The 14375-nt window shown below is 50.9% G+C and carries 19 protein-coding genes; all 19 read right to left on the reverse strand.

Annotated features, from left to right (window positions below):
* Positions 1–11 precede the first annotated feature (11 nt).
* Genes flhB through fliF form a run of 19 tightly spaced genes read right to left on the reverse strand, consistent with a single transcriptional unit; the run spans position 12 to position 14363 of the window.
* Positions 12–1103: a flagellar biosynthesis protein FlhB gene (gene flhB / locus EVJ21_RS02300; protein ID WP_131465277.1), complete on the reverse strand. Its 1092-nt coding sequence runs from the start codon at positions 1101–1103 to the stop codon at positions 12–14.
* Positions 1100–1870: a flagellar biosynthetic protein FliR gene (fliR, locus tag EVJ21_RS02305; protein WP_070327485.1), complete on the reverse strand. Its 771-nt coding sequence runs from the start codon at positions 1868–1870 to the stop codon at positions 1100–1102. The genes flhB and fliR overlap by 4 nt, the downstream gene beginning before the upstream one ends.
* Complete coding sequence (gene fliQ, locus EVJ21_RS02310) at positions 1867–2139, reverse strand: flagellar biosynthesis protein FliQ (protein ID WP_070327486.1); 273 nt, start codon at positions 2137–2139, stop codon at positions 1867–1869. Before fliQ ends, fliR begins: the two co-directional genes overlap by 4 nt.
* 11 nt (positions 2140–2150) lie before the next feature.
* A complete protein-coding gene (gene fliP / locus EVJ21_RS02315; RefSeq protein ID WP_016508219.1) occupies positions 2151–2816 on the reverse strand; it encodes a flagellar type III secretion system pore protein FliP in 666 nt (221 codons plus the stop codon).
* Entirely contained in the window at positions 2813–3307 is a 495-nt protein-coding gene (locus EVJ21_RS02320) for a flagellar biosynthetic protein FliO (protein ID WP_070327487.1), read from the reverse strand. The genes fliP and EVJ21_RS02320 overlap by 4 nt, the downstream gene beginning before the upstream one ends.
* Positions 3304–3669, reverse strand: a complete 366-nt coding sequence (locus EVJ21_RS02325) for a response regulator (RefSeq protein WP_035385909.1) — start codon at positions 3667–3669, stop codon at positions 3304–3306. Before EVJ21_RS02325 ends, EVJ21_RS02320 begins: the two co-directional genes overlap by 4 nt.
* 12 nt (positions 3670–3681) lie before the next feature.
* Positions 3682–4791: a flagellar motor switch phosphatase FliY gene (gene fliY, locus EVJ21_RS02330; RefSeq protein ID WP_131489839.1), complete on the reverse strand. Its 1110-nt coding sequence runs from the start codon at positions 4789–4791 to the stop codon at positions 3682–3684.
* Complete coding sequence (gene fliM, locus EVJ21_RS02335; protein WP_070327489.1) at positions 4788–5777, reverse strand: flagellar motor switch protein FliM; 990 nt, start codon at positions 5775–5777, stop codon at positions 4788–4790. Before fliM ends, fliY begins: the two co-directional genes overlap by 4 nt.
* A gap of 9 nt (positions 5778–5786) precedes the next feature.
* Entirely contained in the window at positions 5787–6236 is a 450-nt protein-coding gene (locus tag EVJ21_RS02340; RefSeq protein WP_131440263.1) for a flagellar basal body-associated FliL family protein, read from the reverse strand.
* Positions 6229–6447: a flagellar FlbD family protein gene (locus EVJ21_RS02345; RefSeq protein WP_016508262.1), complete on the reverse strand. Its 219-nt coding sequence runs from the start codon at positions 6445–6447 to the stop codon at positions 6229–6231. Before EVJ21_RS02345 ends, EVJ21_RS02340 begins: the two co-directional genes overlap by 8 nt.
* A complete protein-coding gene (gene flgG / locus EVJ21_RS02350) occupies positions 6447–7241 on the reverse strand; it encodes a flagellar basal body rod protein FlgG (protein WP_131465281.1) in 795 nt (264 codons plus the stop codon). Before flgG ends, EVJ21_RS02345 begins: the two co-directional genes overlap by 1 nt.
* A 12-nt stretch (positions 7242–7253) precedes the next feature.
* Positions 7254–7688 carry a flagellar hook capping FlgD N-terminal domain-containing protein gene (locus EVJ21_RS02355; RefSeq protein ID WP_071399604.1) on the reverse strand — a complete coding sequence of 145 codons (435 nt, stop codon included), beginning with the start codon at positions 7686–7688 and terminating at the stop codon, positions 7254–7256.
* Entirely contained in the window at positions 7660–8742 is a 1083-nt protein-coding gene (locus EVJ21_RS02360) for a flagellar hook-length control protein FliK (protein ID WP_236633393.1), read from the reverse strand. The genes EVJ21_RS02355 and EVJ21_RS02360 overlap by 29 nt, the downstream gene beginning before the upstream one ends.
* Before the next feature lie 22 nt (positions 8743–8764).
* On the reverse strand, positions 8765–9331 hold the full coding sequence (locus tag EVJ21_RS02365) for a MotE family protein (RefSeq protein WP_131489840.1): 567 nt from the start codon (positions 9329–9331) through the stop codon (positions 8765–8767).
* 4 nt (positions 9332–9335) lie between these two features.
* A complete protein-coding gene (locus EVJ21_RS02370; RefSeq protein WP_016508248.1) occupies positions 9336–9770 on the reverse strand; it encodes a flagellar FliJ family protein in 435 nt (144 codons plus the stop codon).
* Positions 9767–11086, reverse strand: coding sequence for a flagellar protein export ATPase FliI (gene fliI / locus EVJ21_RS02375; protein ID WP_070327495.1), 1320 nt, complete (start codon positions 11084–11086; stop codon positions 9767–9769). Before fliI ends, EVJ21_RS02370 begins: the two co-directional genes overlap by 4 nt.
* Complete coding sequence (locus tag EVJ21_RS02380; RefSeq protein ID WP_236636548.1) at positions 11073–11798, reverse strand: FliH/SctL family protein; 726 nt, start codon at positions 11796–11798, stop codon at positions 11073–11075. Before EVJ21_RS02380 ends, fliI begins: the two co-directional genes overlap by 14 nt.
* Positions 11782–12789: a flagellar motor switch protein FliG gene (fliG, locus tag EVJ21_RS02385; protein WP_083273965.1), complete on the reverse strand. Its 1008-nt coding sequence runs from the start codon at positions 12787–12789 to the stop codon at positions 11782–11784. Before fliG ends, EVJ21_RS02380 begins: the two co-directional genes overlap by 17 nt.
* Before the next feature lie 5 nt (positions 12790–12794).
* Positions 12795–14363, reverse strand: a complete 1569-nt coding sequence (gene fliF, locus EVJ21_RS02390) for a flagellar basal-body MS-ring/collar protein FliF (protein WP_131465287.1) — start codon at positions 14361–14363, stop codon at positions 12795–12797.
* Between the last annotated feature and the right edge of the window lie 12 nt (positions 14364–14375).

Below are 14375 nucleotides of genomic sequence, written 5' to 3' on the forward strand. Positions count from 1 at the left end.
CATACTCCTCCTCAAGACGGTTGTTTCAGTTGATAGACGAACGCCAGCACTTCGGCGATCGCCTGATAAAACGACTCGTCGACGACTTCTCCGATGTCTAGCTGCGCATAGAGCGCACGGGCCAGTGGTTTATTTTCCACGATCGGGATATCGTGCTCTTTTGCGACGTCACGAATATTGAAAGCGACTTGGTCGACCCCTTTGGCGACGACGAGCGGCGCAAAGTCTTTCGTATCGTCATAACGGATGACGACAGCGAAATGGGTCGGGTTGGTGATGACGACGTCCGCGTTCGGAATCTCTTGCATCATACGCCGCATCGCCATCTCCCGTTGTTGTTGTTTGATTTTCGACTTGATGAGCGGGTCGCCTTCACTGTTCTTATACTCGTCTTTAATGTCTTGTTTCGACATACGGATCGACTTTTCAAAATCGAACCGTTGATAAAAGAAGTCGAGCAGTGCGAGCGCGAGCAACGCGACACTGACCCACAGCCCGAGTTCGATCGTGATCGCAGCGAGTGCGACGACCGATTCACGAACATGTTCGACGGCCATGCGTGACAATTCTTTTTGGTTTTGCCAAAGTATAGCGACCGCAGTCGTCAGGATAATCAATAATTTGAATAAGGACTTTAAAAATTCGACGACTGCTTTCATGCTGATGATGCGCTTGACCCCTTTGAGCGGGTCAATCCGCTCTAACTTTGGTTGAATCGCCTCTGTTGAGAACAGTGAACCGATTTGAAAATAGTTGATTAAAATACCGAACACGACCGCAACGATCAAGAACGGTGCTAAAATGATCCCGGCGCGAATGACCAAATCAATCATCATCCCGGACATGCCTTCTGATAAGTCGTACAGCAAATATGTTGGACCGAGTAGCTCTTTCGTCAGGCCAAACAACTGCTGACCGACAAAAGGTCCGAGAAAAGATAACATGAGGAACATCGCGAACAAGGCGAACGCTCCGGTCAGATCGGCTGATTTCGCAACTTGTCCTTTTTTACGCGAGTCTTCTCGTTTTCGAGGTGTTGCTTTTTCCGTTTTTTCTCCTGCAAAAAACTGAAGATCGACCGATAAAGAGTATAGAGGCTTCATTGAGCGTCTCCTAACAACGTCATAAAATCACGTAATATCTCTTGCAACACCGGGATGAATTGGCTGATCCCATTCAGCGTCAATCCCATCATCATGACCATCACGGAAAACCCGGCGATCAATTTGAACGAGAACCCGATGGCAAAAATGTTGAACTGCGGGGCCGATTTTGCTAAGAAGCCAAGCGCCAAGTCGACGAGAAGCAGCGATGCCATGAGCGGGAACGCGAGTTGCAATGCGACCATCATCGTCATCGTGACGACCTTCACGGCCATCATGAGCGATGCTTCGCTAAAGTTGATCATCGGCTGACCAGGCGGATAAATTTGAAAGCTGTAATAGATACCGTCGATTAACAGTAAGTGCAAATTACTTGATAGCATGATGAACAGCGTAAAGATGTAATAAAATCGTCCGATCAACGGCGACTGTCCGCCAAACATCGGGTCATACGCTGACGCCATCGCCAGACCGAGCTGCAAATCGATGATTCCCCCGGCAATCTGCGGGGCAAAAAATAAGATATTGATCAAAATGCCGAGCAGAAGTCCAATCAGCACTTCGTACAGCACTTGAACGATGAAGGCTTGCCCAAGTTCGAGCGGCTCTGTTACCGTGAACATCGCATAATAAGCTAAAAAAGCACTAAACGCGACACGGTGCATGACCGGGAGCTGCCTTGAAGAAAATAAAGGCACACTTACGAAAAATCCGGATAGACGAGCAAACGTCAATCCATATAAGCTAATGAAATCGACCGCATTCATTTCGAGGCGACCTCGACCATCAGTTCAAAGATCATCCGCGTAAATCCTTCCATCTGTTGCAGCATCCACGGCGCGAAAACGACGAGCCCGATAAAGACCGCGACTAGCTTTGGAACGAACGATAGCGTCTGTTCTTGAATTTGAGTCGTCGCCTGTAAAATCGAGATGACGAGTCCGACGACGAGGGCGATCAAAAGAAGTGGCATCGAAATTTTTAATAATGTCCATACACTCTCTGTCGCCAAATAGATGACCATTTCATGCGTCATAATCGTTCCTCCTACATACTTCTAAGCAATGATTCCACGATTAAGTGCCATCCATCCACTAATACAAACAACAACAATTTGAACGGCAGAGCGATCATGACCGGTGGAAGCATCATCATCCCCATCGACATGAGCACACTCGCCACGACCATATCAATGATTAAAAAAGGCAAGAAAATCATAAAGCCGATTTGAAACGCCGTCTTGAGCTCACTGATGGCGTAAGCTGGTACCATCGCGAGCAAAGGAACGTCTTCGACCGACTCCGGTTGCTCATAATTCCCGTATTTGATAAACAGTTGCAAATCTTCCTGTCGCGTATACTTTGCCATGAATCGTTTCATCGTGTTACCGGCTTCCTCGAACGCCTCATCTTGACTGATCTCGTCGTCCATATATGGAGACAACGCCTTGTCGTTTAAATCAGATAAGACCGGAGACATGACGAACAGCGTGATGAACAAGGCGAGCCCGATGATCAATTGGTTCGGTGGGGTCTGTTGTGTCCCTAAGGCTGGCCGAATGAATGAAAGAACGACGACGACACGTGTAAAACAAGTCATCAAAATCAAGAATGACGGCGCCAGCGTGAGCAGTGTCAATACGACCAATAATTTAATCGAAGTCGACGTGCTGTCCGGCGTTTCTAAATTGATCAGTTGTTCAATCGTCGTCATTGCTTCTTCCTCACTTCTTCAATCTGTGACAGTTGTTGTTTGAACGTATCTAAGAACGTTGATGTGTTCGAAGTGTTCAGTGAAGGCGCGTCATACGCTGCTTCATCAATCGATTCCGCATCGATTCGATCAATCAATTGAATCGATTCACCGACACCGAGCACGTATACTTGCTCCCCTAACTTGACGAGCTGCACCGAGCGGTCCTTCCCAAGCGGTACCCCGCCGAGATGTTTCATATGTTGCGCCGTCTTCACACCTTGCGTCCGTGCGTTTAACCAACGCATCAAGACGAGGAATCCTCCAATTACGACAACTAAACTCAAAACGACCTTGACCAACGTCCCGACCGTCGAGACGGTCGTAGGGACAGATTGATCTTTGGCTTCAGGCTGCTGTTGTTCGAACTGTTTATCCACGGTGGCGGCCTCGACCGTGGCCGGCACAGACAGCCCGACCACGAGCAGGAAAATCAACCACCACTTGTTCATTGTGCGACCGTTTTCGAAACTGCCTCGACGACACGTTCCGCGTTGAACGGTTTCACGATGAAGTCTTTCGCTCCCGCTTGGATCGCATCGATGACCATCGCCTGTTGTCCCATCGCCGAACACATGATGACTTTGGCGTTCGAATCGAACCCGCGAATTTCTTTCAATGCCGCCAGGCCGTCCATTTCTGGCATCGTGATGTCGAGAGTGACGAGATCTGGCGTGAGTTCACGGTATTTTGCGACCGCGTCAATACCGTTCTCTGCCTCGCCGACCACTTCAAACCCGTTCTTCGTTAAAATGTCTTTAATCATCATGCGCATGAACGCCGCATCATCTACCACCAAAATTTTTGCACTCATTATTCTTCCTCCTTAAACGATTCCAATCCGCTCATGCGGTTGGATGATTTCTGTCACACGTACCCCGAAGTTCTCTTCGATGACGACGACTTCGCCGCGGGCAATGCGTTGTTGGTTCACATAAATATCGACAGGTTCCCCCGCCAATTTATCAAGTTCAATGATCGACCCTTGCGACAGTTCGAGCACTTCTCGCACTGACCGTTTCGTCCGGCCGAGTTCGACCGTCACGTTGAGCGGCACATCATACAGCAAGCCTAGGTTTGCCGGCACCGAATCGTTTGACGTCGGGGCGTGGAGTGGCATGAACTCGGCTTGGCTGACCGCCACTTCTGGGGCTGACGTTTTTTCAGTGCGTACCGGAGCAGGTGCCGAAGCTTTCGCTGGTGTGACCGCCGCTTGAACTTTCGGCTGCTCTTGTTTAGGCGCGGCCGGGGCTGACGTCGTAGCTGCAATCAGTTCGTTGACGAGTTGCTTCCCGAATTGAATCGGGGCAATTTGGACAATTTTTGAATCAATCAACGTGCCGACTTTCAAATTGAACTCGATCAGCACCATCGTTTCCCAAAGCTCAAGCCGGTCAATGATCGTTTGATTTTTCGTCGCATCGAACACTTCGACGAGCGGCGGCGAAATATCAATCTTTTTAGAGAACACGGTCGAGAGCGATGTGGCCGCAGCCCCCATCATTTGGTTCATCGCTTCTTGAACGGCCGATAACCGAATCTCATCGAGCCCCTCCGGATCGACGCCGATCCCGGTCCCACCGAGCATCAAATCAGAAATGATGGCCGCGTCTTCGCGGGTCAAGACGAGGACGTTCTCCCCTTTCAACCCTTCGGTGTAACCGACCCGAAGCGCCACGTGAGGTGTCGGATAACGCTCTCTGAGCTCATCGATCGTCACTTCACTGACGACCGGGGTCGTGATTTCTACTTTTTGTTGCAGTAACGTCGACAGCGCCGTCGCGGAATTTCCGAACGAGATATTTCCAATCTCTCCGAGGGCGTCGCTTTCCATCGAGTCGAGATGTTCTTCGCTCTCGTCTACCGGCTTTGGCGAACTGTCGTTCGTTCCTCGTAATAACGCGTCAATTTCATCTTGTGACAACATCTCACTCATTGCTCTTCCTCCTTCACCCGGTGAAGCACTTGGACCGCCATCCGCTTCCCACTCACACCGACTTGCCCTCTGAACACTTTATTTTCCCCTACTAGGACGGATAGCGGGTCTTTCACTAGTTGATCGAGCGTCAAACAGTCACCGATTTCTAAATGCAACAAGTCACCGAACGTGATTGTCGTCTCCCCGAGCAGGGACACGACTTCTACCGTCGAGTTCATCAATTGGGCTTTGAGCGGTTCTTGACTGTTCCCGCTCGCATTGCGGCGGTTCGCCTCCTGCATCCAGTAATGACTCGATAGTTTCGATAGCACCGGCTCGATCGTCACGAACGGCAAGCAGACGTTAATCGTCCCGCTCACTTCTCCGATCGTGACCCCGATCGAAATGAGCACGACCGTCTCGTTTGGTGACACGAGTTGAAGGAACTGTGGGTTCACTTCAACGGCCGTCATTTCGGACTTGATTTCGGCAATCGACTCCCACGCTTCCCCGTAACCGGCAAAAGCTCGTTTATATAGCTGGGTCAAGATTCGCATCTCGATTTCAGTGAAGCTTTCGACTTTTTCAATCTCGACGCCAGGTCCCCCGAGCAGTCGATCCAACATCGCGTAAGAGATGTTCGGATTGACTTCGATGATGAACCGACCGTTAAGCGGGGGCGCCTCGATCAAGTTGATCATCGTCATACTCGGAATCGAATGAATGAACTCATCGTATGGAAGCTGTTCGACTGAATTGACCGTGAACTGGACATACGTCCGAAGTTGGGCCGAGAAAAATGTCGTCAGCATCCGTGTGAAGTGTTCATGGATCCGGGTCAAGCTACGAATTTGATCTTTAGAGAAACGGACGGCCCGTTTGAAGTCATACTGCCGTACTTTTCGTTCTTCTTCTTGATTCAAAAAGGAATCGGCTTCGACATCTCCACTGCTTAGCGCTGATAACAGGGCATCAATTTCTTGTTGAGACAGTACTTCTCCCATGATGCCACCTCACTGTATAATTTTCTTCGTCATATAGACGCGCTGGACCTCACCTTTTTCCAGCAGTCCGTTTAATTGCTCGCGAAGGGATTGCTCGAACTTCTGCATATCTTCCTTCGTCGTGAGCTGTGCCTTCGTCATCCCCGCCAAATCACCGAGGATGACGTTATGGACTTGGAACTTACGAAGTTCAAGATCTTCTTTCGTCTCAGCCGCATCGGTCACAATCGTGAATTGGACGTTGATGAACCGTTCGTCTTGAATGTTCGTCGTCATATCCTCGGTCGTGAAGCTGCGCTCGGCGAGTTCTTCTGCCGTCACTGGTTTCGTTTTAGCCGTCACGTTGTCACCGAATACATATTTATAAGTCATAAACCCAGCGCCCCCCATGACGAGCAGGACGACGAGCAGGATGAGCACCATTTTCATGGCGCCTCCTTTTGGTTTTTCTTCACTCATCTTCTTCACCTCTTGTGACTGTCGTTCCCATCAACCCGATCGAGCCGTAAAATGCCGTCGTCCGATCGATGATTTGATCTTTCGTCTCTGTGACGATATAAGTCTTGCCGTTATACAAATGAATGATCGTGTCAGGTTCGGCCTTGACCGTCTCGATGAACAAGGCGTTCAAGACAAATTCCTCACCCCGCAATGTCGTGACGCGTATCATCAGCGTTTCAAGTTGACGAGTTCTTGTAAAATCTCGTCTGACGTTGTGATGATCCGTGTGTTCGCCTGGAATCCACGTTGCGCGATAATCATTTCGGTGAACTCTTCAGACAAGTCGACGTTCGACATCTCGAGGGCGCCCGAGACGAGTTCACCACGTCCATCTTCGCCTGGAATTCCTGGGTTTGGATCCCCTGAGTTTTGCGATTGAATATAGTTGTTCGCTCCGACTTTTGATAGACCGGCGTTATTGGCAAACGTGACGACTTGAATTTGACCGACGTCTGTTGAAACGCCCGCAGCATTGACATAACTGACTTGTCCGTCTTTTCCAATCGATAGTGACTTCGCTCCGGCAGGCACAGTGATTTTAGCGCCCGCTGTGCTAAGGACGTAAGCCCCATCACCATTGACGATATCCCCGGCATTATCTGTATAAAAGTTACCGGCTCGTGTGTATTGGGTTTGGCCGTTAACGTTTACTGCGAAGAAGCCTTCACCGGAGATCCCGACATCGAGCGCCCGACCTGAGTTTTGCATCGCGCCTTGGTTATAGACGTTATCGACCGTAGCCATCGTGCCCCCGAGACCGACTTCTTTCGGGTTGATCCCGCCGGCTGTTAATCCGTTACCGCCTGAAGCGCTACCGACTTGCTGGCTGACGAGGTCTTTGAACGTGACGCGGCCTTTTTTATACCCGAACGTGTTGACGTTGGCGATGTTGTTACCGACGACATCAAGCTTTGACTGGAAGTTCTTTAATCCACTGATTCCTGAGTACATTGCTCTTAACATGATGAATCCCCCTTATGCTTGTTTGATGGACGTAATATTGTAGACGCTTACCGAGCTGCCGTCTTCGAGATCGGCCATGTAACCTGACTCATCCGTTCTTGAAATCGAGACGACACGTCCCGATCCTTTGATCGTCTCCGTCTCAGTCTCCGTTTTATGGTCGACTGTCTTGCCGATCATATTACTGAACTCGGAAATCGAAGCCATGTGACGATCGACGAGTACTGAATCAAGTTGCTTTGAAATCGTCTGCATTTGTTCGAGTGATGAAAATTGAGCCATTTGTGAGATGAACTCGCGATCTTCCATCGGTGACATCGGGTCTTGGTTGCCAAGCTGGGCCATCAATAGCTTTAAGAACATGTCCTTATCGTATTGGTTCGTCGCTTTAGGCAGCGATTGATCGGGTAACGTATAATCATTCGTCTTCGGTTGGATGGTCGTCATCGTCGGGTTCCCCTTTCGGTTGTTCCTGTTGTTCTGGTTCAGGTTGGTCTGACTCGCTAAACGTCGATGATTTCGCTTCGAGCGCTTGTTGCGTCAAACTCACTTCGACCCGGATATGCTGCGACAGCGGCTGGAGCGTCTGTTGCAGTTGTTGCATTTGCGACTGGAGCAACTGTTTTGCTTCTTGGTTGCTCGCGAACAGCTTGACGACGAGTTCACCGTTATGGCGCTCGAGTTTGACGACGAGTTCACCTAGCTGTTCCGGATATAGGCGAACGGTGAACACTTTCGACCCATCGGCCCCGCTTCGGAACGGTGCTCTTTGAAGAGCAGCCTCGATTCGGGCTTGGAGGTTCTCCGGAAGCGACCCTTTAGACGCGTACATGACCGTTTCCGAGTCGATCTGTGGTCGTGACCACGTCATGCCTTTCGGCAACCAGTCGACGCTTTCTTTTCCAGCTTGTGGTAATACATTCGCCGGCGTTTCATTTTGATAAGGGAGGGGAATATGTTTTGAAGTCTGGGTTAAACTCCCTTTAAATTGCGAAACGATTTGCTGGATAACTTGGACGTTCTCGTTTACGGTTGGCTGGTTTTGTTTTCCGGCCAACGCCTCGCGTTCCGTCTTTCCTAACATCATCGCGCCCGGTAAAATCGTTTGGGCGGCAGCTAACGTGGTTACGACGTCTGACGAGACCGTTTCCTCGATTGTTCCTGTGCCTGCACCTGCTTGGGCGATGATGCCGATATAGGCGTCCATGAACTTACGATAGGCGTCTTGTGGCAAAGACTTTAACCACTCTAAGCTATCGGGTTGTTGTAACCACTGTTCAAGCTGGCTCGACAAGTTCTCGAGCGGAAGGGCGCTATCTGTCACAATTGGCGCATTCGGTGCGAGTGTCGTCGGCGCAGCTTCCAACTCAGCCAACGCTTCCGTCGAGGCGCCGAGCATCGATGAAAGCAGGTCTAAAAACTGTCCGGTCGGGGTAGATCCTGTCTCCCCGCCTTTCGCTGTCGTTCCTTGGACCGCTTGAGCAAATAAGGCGATATTCATCATCTCTTCCTCCTTTCACGTTTCATTGGAGCAATTGCGTGACGACGGCAGCCTGTTGCGCATCCATCCGTCCCAATATGTCGGCCTGTTGTTTCGGCGACAGTTCTTTTAAGATCGTCGCTACTTGCGGGCTCTCGAGTTCGTTCATGATCGCGGCAGCTTGTTTAGCGGACATTTCTTCATAGACACGAGACACGTTCGACGTGTCTTCCTCCACTTCCGCTTCCGCAGTGGCTCCGAGTTCAGATACGAGTCGGTCCCGCTCTTTGATCAAGTCCGATACTTCTTCTTGTCTCGCTTTCACTTCATTCGTCAATTCGACGTTTTCAGTGCGAAGTTTTTCAATCTCAGCGTTCGCGACTTTTAATCGATTCGTCGTGTCCGCGTCAATGCCGGTGACATTGACTTTTGTTTCAACTGCCTCATCTTTGTCTGCCTGTTCGCGCGTTTCTATAAACGGCACCGATAATAGCGGCCGGTCCATCGCATAGTTCATGACGACGATTCCACCGACGAGTAAAAAGATTGCCGGGACGAGGACAAGAGCGACCAAGAGCTGTCTACCTCGCTTATTGTTCTCTTTTTCCATCAGCTTACTTCCCTTTCCCGTGATGAATCACTGCCAACTCATCGATAAAATGTTGTTCGGTAAGTTTCGAGACGGCCACTTCATTTTGGCTGACCTTCTCATGCAACGTTACATATTTTTTCTCTTCGACAACTTTTCCGAGCAAACGCTCTTGAGCCAGATTGTAACGGTTCCGCGACTGTTGCACGACGAGTTGTTGCGTCTCAATTTGACGCTTTAACTGTTCCCTCGCCTTTTCACGATATTGGAACATGAGCAGGTCAATCACACCAGATTGTTCATCTTGACTCTTCATGAGCGTCTCATACGTCACGACTAATCGATACAGCGTCTCCATCTCGGCTTCGAATCGCGCCTTATGACCTCTCATCTCTGTCGCCGATTCTTCTTTTGCATGCTCGGCAATCGGCATGATGCGTTCTAACAACAGCTTGTTCATGATTCACCTCTCGCAATTCCGACAAGACGATCGAGCGTCTGCTCGATCGATGCCTCTTCTTCAATCGACTGTTTTAAAAATGTGAGCAGTCCCGGATATTCATCGATTGCTGTATCGATCGCAGGATTCGTGCCCTTTTTATAGGCTCCGATGTTAATCAAGTCTTCCGCGTCTAGATAAGTGGCGAGCCAACTCCGAAACGTCTGCGCGGCATCGCGATGTACAGGTGAAGCAATCTGGTTCATGACCCGACTGATCGATTTTAAGACATGGATCGCCGGAAACTGCCCTCGGTTGGCGAGCGAACGGTCCATCACGAAGTGACCGTCTAAAATCCCACGGACGGCATCCGCGATTGGTTCGTTCATATCGTCCCCATCAACGAGGACGGTATAAAACGCCGTGATCGAACCGGTGACGGACGTCCCGCTCCGCTCTAGCAGTTGCGGAAGCATCGCGAACACGGAAGGCGTATATCCTTTCGATGTCGGTGGTTCTCCGGTCGCTAGCCCGATCTCTCGTTGGGCCATCGCGAATCGGGTCACTGAGTCCATCATAAGGACGACCTCTTTGCCTTGGTCCCGGAAGTACTCTGCGATCGCCGTCGCCGTGTAAGCGCCCTTCAAACGCACGAGCGGGGGTTGATCGCTCGTCGCTACGATGACGACCGATCGAGCCATGCCTTCAGGACCAAGTTCTTTTTCGATGAACTCTTTTACTTCTCGTCCCCGTTCGCCGATCAATGCGATCACGTTTATATCTGCCGATGAGCGTTTAGCGATCATGCCAAGCAATGTCGATTTCCCGACGCCTGACCCCGCAAACAAACCGACACGTTGGCCTTTCCCGACCGTCAATAACCCGTCGATGATCCGGACCCCGGTCGACAAAACGTCTAAAATGCGTGGACGTTCTAACGGGTTCGGCGGTTTTCGAAGAACATCGTAGCGTTTCCCAGTCGGCATCGCTTCACCCGATAAAGGGCGCCCGAGCCCGTCAAGGACTTGACCGATCAGTTCGAACCCGACCGGTACTTGGAGCATGTGCCCCGTCCCTTTGACGATACAACCTGGGGCGATCTGTGTCGTTTCTCCGTAAGGCATGAGCAAGACGCGCTCTTCATTGAAGCCGACGACCTCGGTTTCAACCGTTTGGCCGGACGGTAACTCGATCAGGCAGCGCTCACCGATAAACGCGCTCGGACCGTTCGATTCGATCATCAGCCCGACGACGCGGCAGACACGACCGACTTTACGCACATACTCATCTTCTGGAGCAGCGGTGATTGTGTCGAATACGCGGTCAATAAGCGCCATCGGATAGAACCTCCTCAATCTTGGAACGGATTCGTTCAAAACTGTACGATACGTCGAGCTCGTTGCCATGATGTGGCGTCTCGATCCGCACGCTCGTCTCTGTCAACGAGACATCGGCCCGATATTTCAACGGCGGCATCTGTTCGGATTGCCACATCGACTCGAAACGTTGGATTGACGCTAGTCGCGTCGGGTGGACGAAGACGGTCAACGCTTCGGCATCGATCTGGCGAAGCAGTTGTTCGCGGATCATGTCGGCGAACAACGCCTCCTCGTTTCGGACGAGATCGGTCGTGACACGTGCACTGATCTCGACGGCCAAATCAACTAACTTCGTTTCGGCATCTCGCCATTTCTGTTCGAACATGTTCTCAAGTTCGGCGCTGACCATGTTCAATCGGGCCGTCAGCTCATCGAACTCTGACTTTCCTTCTTGACGTCCTAGGTCAAAACCTGACCCGTGCCCCTCCTGATAAGCAGCCTCAAGCGTTTGTTCTCGTAACAGTTCAAGCTCATGTTCCACTGCTTCACGGTGTAGCTTGATCGCTTCTTCCTCTTGGCGGAGGGAAGCGTACCTTACTTCTAACTCTTGTTCATGATTACGTTCGACCATAACCTCTGAAATCGGTTCAAGGAATGGCCGCGAATCAATTCGTTGTGGTTCGAGCGGCATCGCTCGTTGACGTTTGATTACGTTAGACAACGATGTCATCTCCTCCACCACGGCTAATCACGATTTCTCCGACATCTTCTAGGCGGCGGATGATTCCGACGATGCGGCTTTGTGCTTCTTCGACGTCACGCAGTCTGACCGGTCCCATGAACTCCATATCTTCCTTGAACGTATCGACCATTCGTTGCGACATGTTTTTGAAGATGATCTGTTTGACCTCTTCGGAAGATACTTTGAGCGCGAGCAGAAGGTCGTCGTTGGCGACTTCGCGAATAATCCGTTGAATCGCACGCGAGTCGAGCGTGACGATATCTTCGAAGACGAACATCCGCTTTTTGATTTCTTCCGCGAGTTCCGGGTCTTCGATCTCGAGCGCGTCAAGAATCGTCCGCTCCGTCGTCCGGTCGACACCGTTAAGCACTTCGACGACTGCCTCGATCCCACCGGATTGGGCGTAATCTTGCATATCGGTTTGTGATAAGTTCTTTTCAAGAATCTGTTCGATCTCATGAATGACGTCCGGGTTGAGGCGATCCATCGTCGCGATTCGTTTCGCGACCTCCGACTGAATCTCTGGTGGAAGTTCCGACAAGATTTGCCCGGACTTGACCGGTTCAAGATGAGCCAAGATTAAGGCGATCGTCTGCGGGTGCTCGTTTTGAATAAAGTTGAGCAACTGCTTCGGATCGGCTTTTCGGGCAAATTCAAACGGTCGGACTTGCAGCGTCGAAGTGAGACGATGAATCAACGCCATCGCCTTCTCTTCTCCGACCGCTTTCTCTAAAACCGTTTTCGCAAACCCGATGCCACCTTGGGTGATATAACTCTGTGCCATCGCCAGGTCATGAAATTCTCCTAAAATGGCTTCCTTTTGTTCAGACGACACTTTTCGGAGTGCCGATATTTGTAGCGTCAACTGCTCCATCTCTTCTTCGGACAGGTGTTTATATACACTTGCCGCCACTTCAGGTCCAAGCGAGATCATGAGCATGGCCGCTTTTTCTCGGTTCGGTTGTTTTGCGTAGTTCACAGTACTCACTCCTCAGACATCCAAGTACGAAGAAGCTTGGCGAACTCTTCTGGATTACTCTCTGCCAATTTCTCCAACTGTTTCTTCTTGACGGCACCTTCGCCTCGCTCTTCCAAGTCGAGATCGGGTACTTCGTCTTCATACGGTACTTCCCATTCATTCGTTTCCGAAACCGGTTGCTGATTCCGTCTTCGCATGGCGAAGAATAGAAGTGCGAGCAAGACGACGGCACCAGCTGCGGCTGCATACATCCACCACGCTGTCGGCTGTTCTGCCACTGCCGTTTCTTCCGTTTCAGCGAACGGTCGTGACACGACGACGACTTTCTGTTCGAGTTCCGCTTCTGTCAACGCCTCGCCCGTTTTAGCGAGCGACGTCCGGATGATTGAATACATCATCGTCTCAAGGTCGCCCTCAAGTTGCGGGTCGATTGCTTGAGCGCCGTCTGGCGGCTCGACGATCAATTGAACACCGAGGTCACGGATCGTGTAGGGGGCGTTCTGAATTTGTTTCGTGATGCGATTGACCTCATAGTTGATGATTTCATGGTTTTTTTCGCTTTCTTCTTCCCCGGTTCCAGTGGCAGCCGGGAAGTTGACGGTATCGTTCTCGCCGGTCCCTGCCGCTGCTGCCGCACCGGTACCCCCCGTATACGCTTCAGCGATCCGTTCAGCAGACGTCACAATCCCTTCCATCGTATCCTCGTTGACCGGGGTTACCAGGTTTTGCTCTTCTGCCGATTGGGTCGTGTCGATGTCGGCCGTGACCGAGACGAGCACGCTACGTTCTCCGAGTAAGACCGAGAGCATTTGTTGAATCTGTTGACGTACGTCTTTCTCGACTTGGCGTTTCAGTGCTAACGGGTCGGTCGAAGTCCCACCGGCCATCGTCGATTGATCCAAATCGTAATACGTGAAATATTGGTCCATGACCGAGATGTTCTCCGGTTTTAAGTTCGGAACACTCTTACTGATCAAATGATAAAGTCCTTTGACCGTCGCCGGCTCAAGATTCGTACCTGCTCCTAAATTTAGGACGATCGAAGCCGTCGGCTCCCCTTGGTCTTCGGCCAAGAACACCGATTTCTCCGGAAGCGAGATAATAACTTTTGCTTGGTTGATTCCTTCGATTTGTGTAATCAAACGTTCGAGTTCGGTTTGCATCGCGCTTCGTTCGATGACTGCCATTTCTCGATCCGTCGTTCCAAATCCGGCGTTCTCACTGAAGAAGCTGTAATCGATCGCGCCTGACTTTGGAATCCCGGCGGCTGCCAAGTTAACTTTCAATTGGTCGACTTGCTCGCTCGGCACGTAGACGCTGACACCGTTCGATGTCGCTTTGATTTCTGACTTCACCCCATCAGCCGTCAGCTTTTCTGTCACTTCTCCAGCCTCTTGGGCCGAGAGGTTCGTGTAGAGAGGAGCCATGTTCGGGCGCGAGAGCCAAACCGTCAAGAGCACCGCGACGACAAGTATGCCGACGATGACGATGCCCCAAATGATTTTACGTTTTGTTTGCATCGCCTTCAGTGGGCCGGCCAGTGAGCTGAATTGTTCTTTTAACTTATCATTCATCGCAACTCGTCA

The sequence above is a fragment of the Exiguobacterium sp. SH0S2 genome (assembly GCF_004337185.1).
Lineage (GTDB): Bacteria > Bacillota > Bacilli > Exiguobacteriales > Exiguobacteriaceae > Exiguobacterium > Exiguobacterium aurantiacum_A.

Excerpts from the sequence above, each read along its gene's own strand:
- EVJ21_RS02355 (WP_071399604.1), bottom strand. The coding sequence starts at position 7,688 with ATGACGACCATCCAACCGAAGACGAATGATTATACGTTACCCGATCAA.
- fliP (WP_016508219.1), bottom strand. The coding sequence starts at position 2,816 with ATGACGACGATTGAACAACTGATCAATTTAGAAACGCCGGACAGCACG.
- fliR (WP_070327485.1), bottom strand. The coding sequence starts at position 1,870 with ATGAATGCGGTCGATTTCATTAGCTTATATGGATTGACGTTTGCTCGT.
- fliI (WP_070327495.1), bottom strand. The coding sequence starts at position 11,086 with ATGGCGCTTATTGACCGCGTATTCGACACAATCACCGCTGCTCCAGAA.
- EVJ21_RS02340 (WP_131440263.1), bottom strand. The coding sequence starts at position 6,236 with ATGAGTGAAGAAAAACCAAAAGGAGGCGCCATGAAAATGGTGCTCATC.
- fliY (WP_131489839.1), bottom strand. The coding sequence starts at position 4,791 with ATGAGTGAGATGTTGTCACAAGATGAAATTGACGCGTTATTACGAGGA.
- fliQ (WP_070327486.1), bottom strand. The coding sequence starts at position 2,139 with ATGACGCATGAAATGGTCATCTATTTGGCGACAGAGAGTGTATGGACA.
- EVJ21_RS02325 (WP_035385909.1), bottom strand. The coding sequence starts at position 3,669 with ATGAGTGCAAAAATTTTGGTGGTAGATGATGCGGCGTTCATGCGCATG.
- EVJ21_RS02365 (WP_131489840.1), bottom strand. The coding sequence starts at position 9,331 with ATGGAAAAAGAGAACAATAAGCGAGGTAGACAGCTCTTGGTCGCTCTT.
- EVJ21_RS02370 (WP_016508248.1), bottom strand. The coding sequence starts at position 9,770 with ATGAACAAGCTGTTGTTAGAACGCATCATGCCGATTGCCGAGCATGCA.
- EVJ21_RS02345 (WP_016508262.1), bottom strand. The coding sequence starts at position 6,447 with ATGATACGCGTCACGACATTGCGGGGTGAGGAATTTGTCTTGAACGCC.
- flhB (WP_131465277.1), bottom strand. The coding sequence starts at position 1,103 with ATGAAGCCTCTATACTCTTTATCGGTCGATCTTCAGTTTTTTGCAGGA.
- fliM (WP_070327489.1), bottom strand. The coding sequence starts at position 5,777 with ATGGGAGAAGTACTGTCTCAACAAGAAATTGATGCCCTGTTATCAGCG.
- EVJ21_RS02320 (WP_070327487.1), bottom strand. The coding sequence starts at position 3,307 with ATGAACAAGTGGTGGTTGATTTTCCTGCTCGTGGTCGGGCTGTCTGTG.
- flgG (WP_131465281.1), bottom strand. The coding sequence starts at position 7,241 with ATGTTAAGAGCAATGTACTCAGGAATCAGTGGATTAAAGAACTTCCAG.
- fliF (WP_131465287.1), bottom strand. The coding sequence starts at position 14,363 with ATGAATGATAAGTTAAAAGAACAATTCAGCTCACTGGCCGGCCCACTG.
- EVJ21_RS02360 (WP_236633393.1), bottom strand. The coding sequence starts at position 8,742 with ATGAATATCGCCTTATTTGCTCAAGCGGTCCAAGGAACGACAGCGAAA.
- EVJ21_RS02380 (WP_236636548.1), bottom strand. The coding sequence starts at position 11,798 with ATGACATCGTTGTCTAACGTAATCAAACGTCAACGAGCGATGCCGCTC.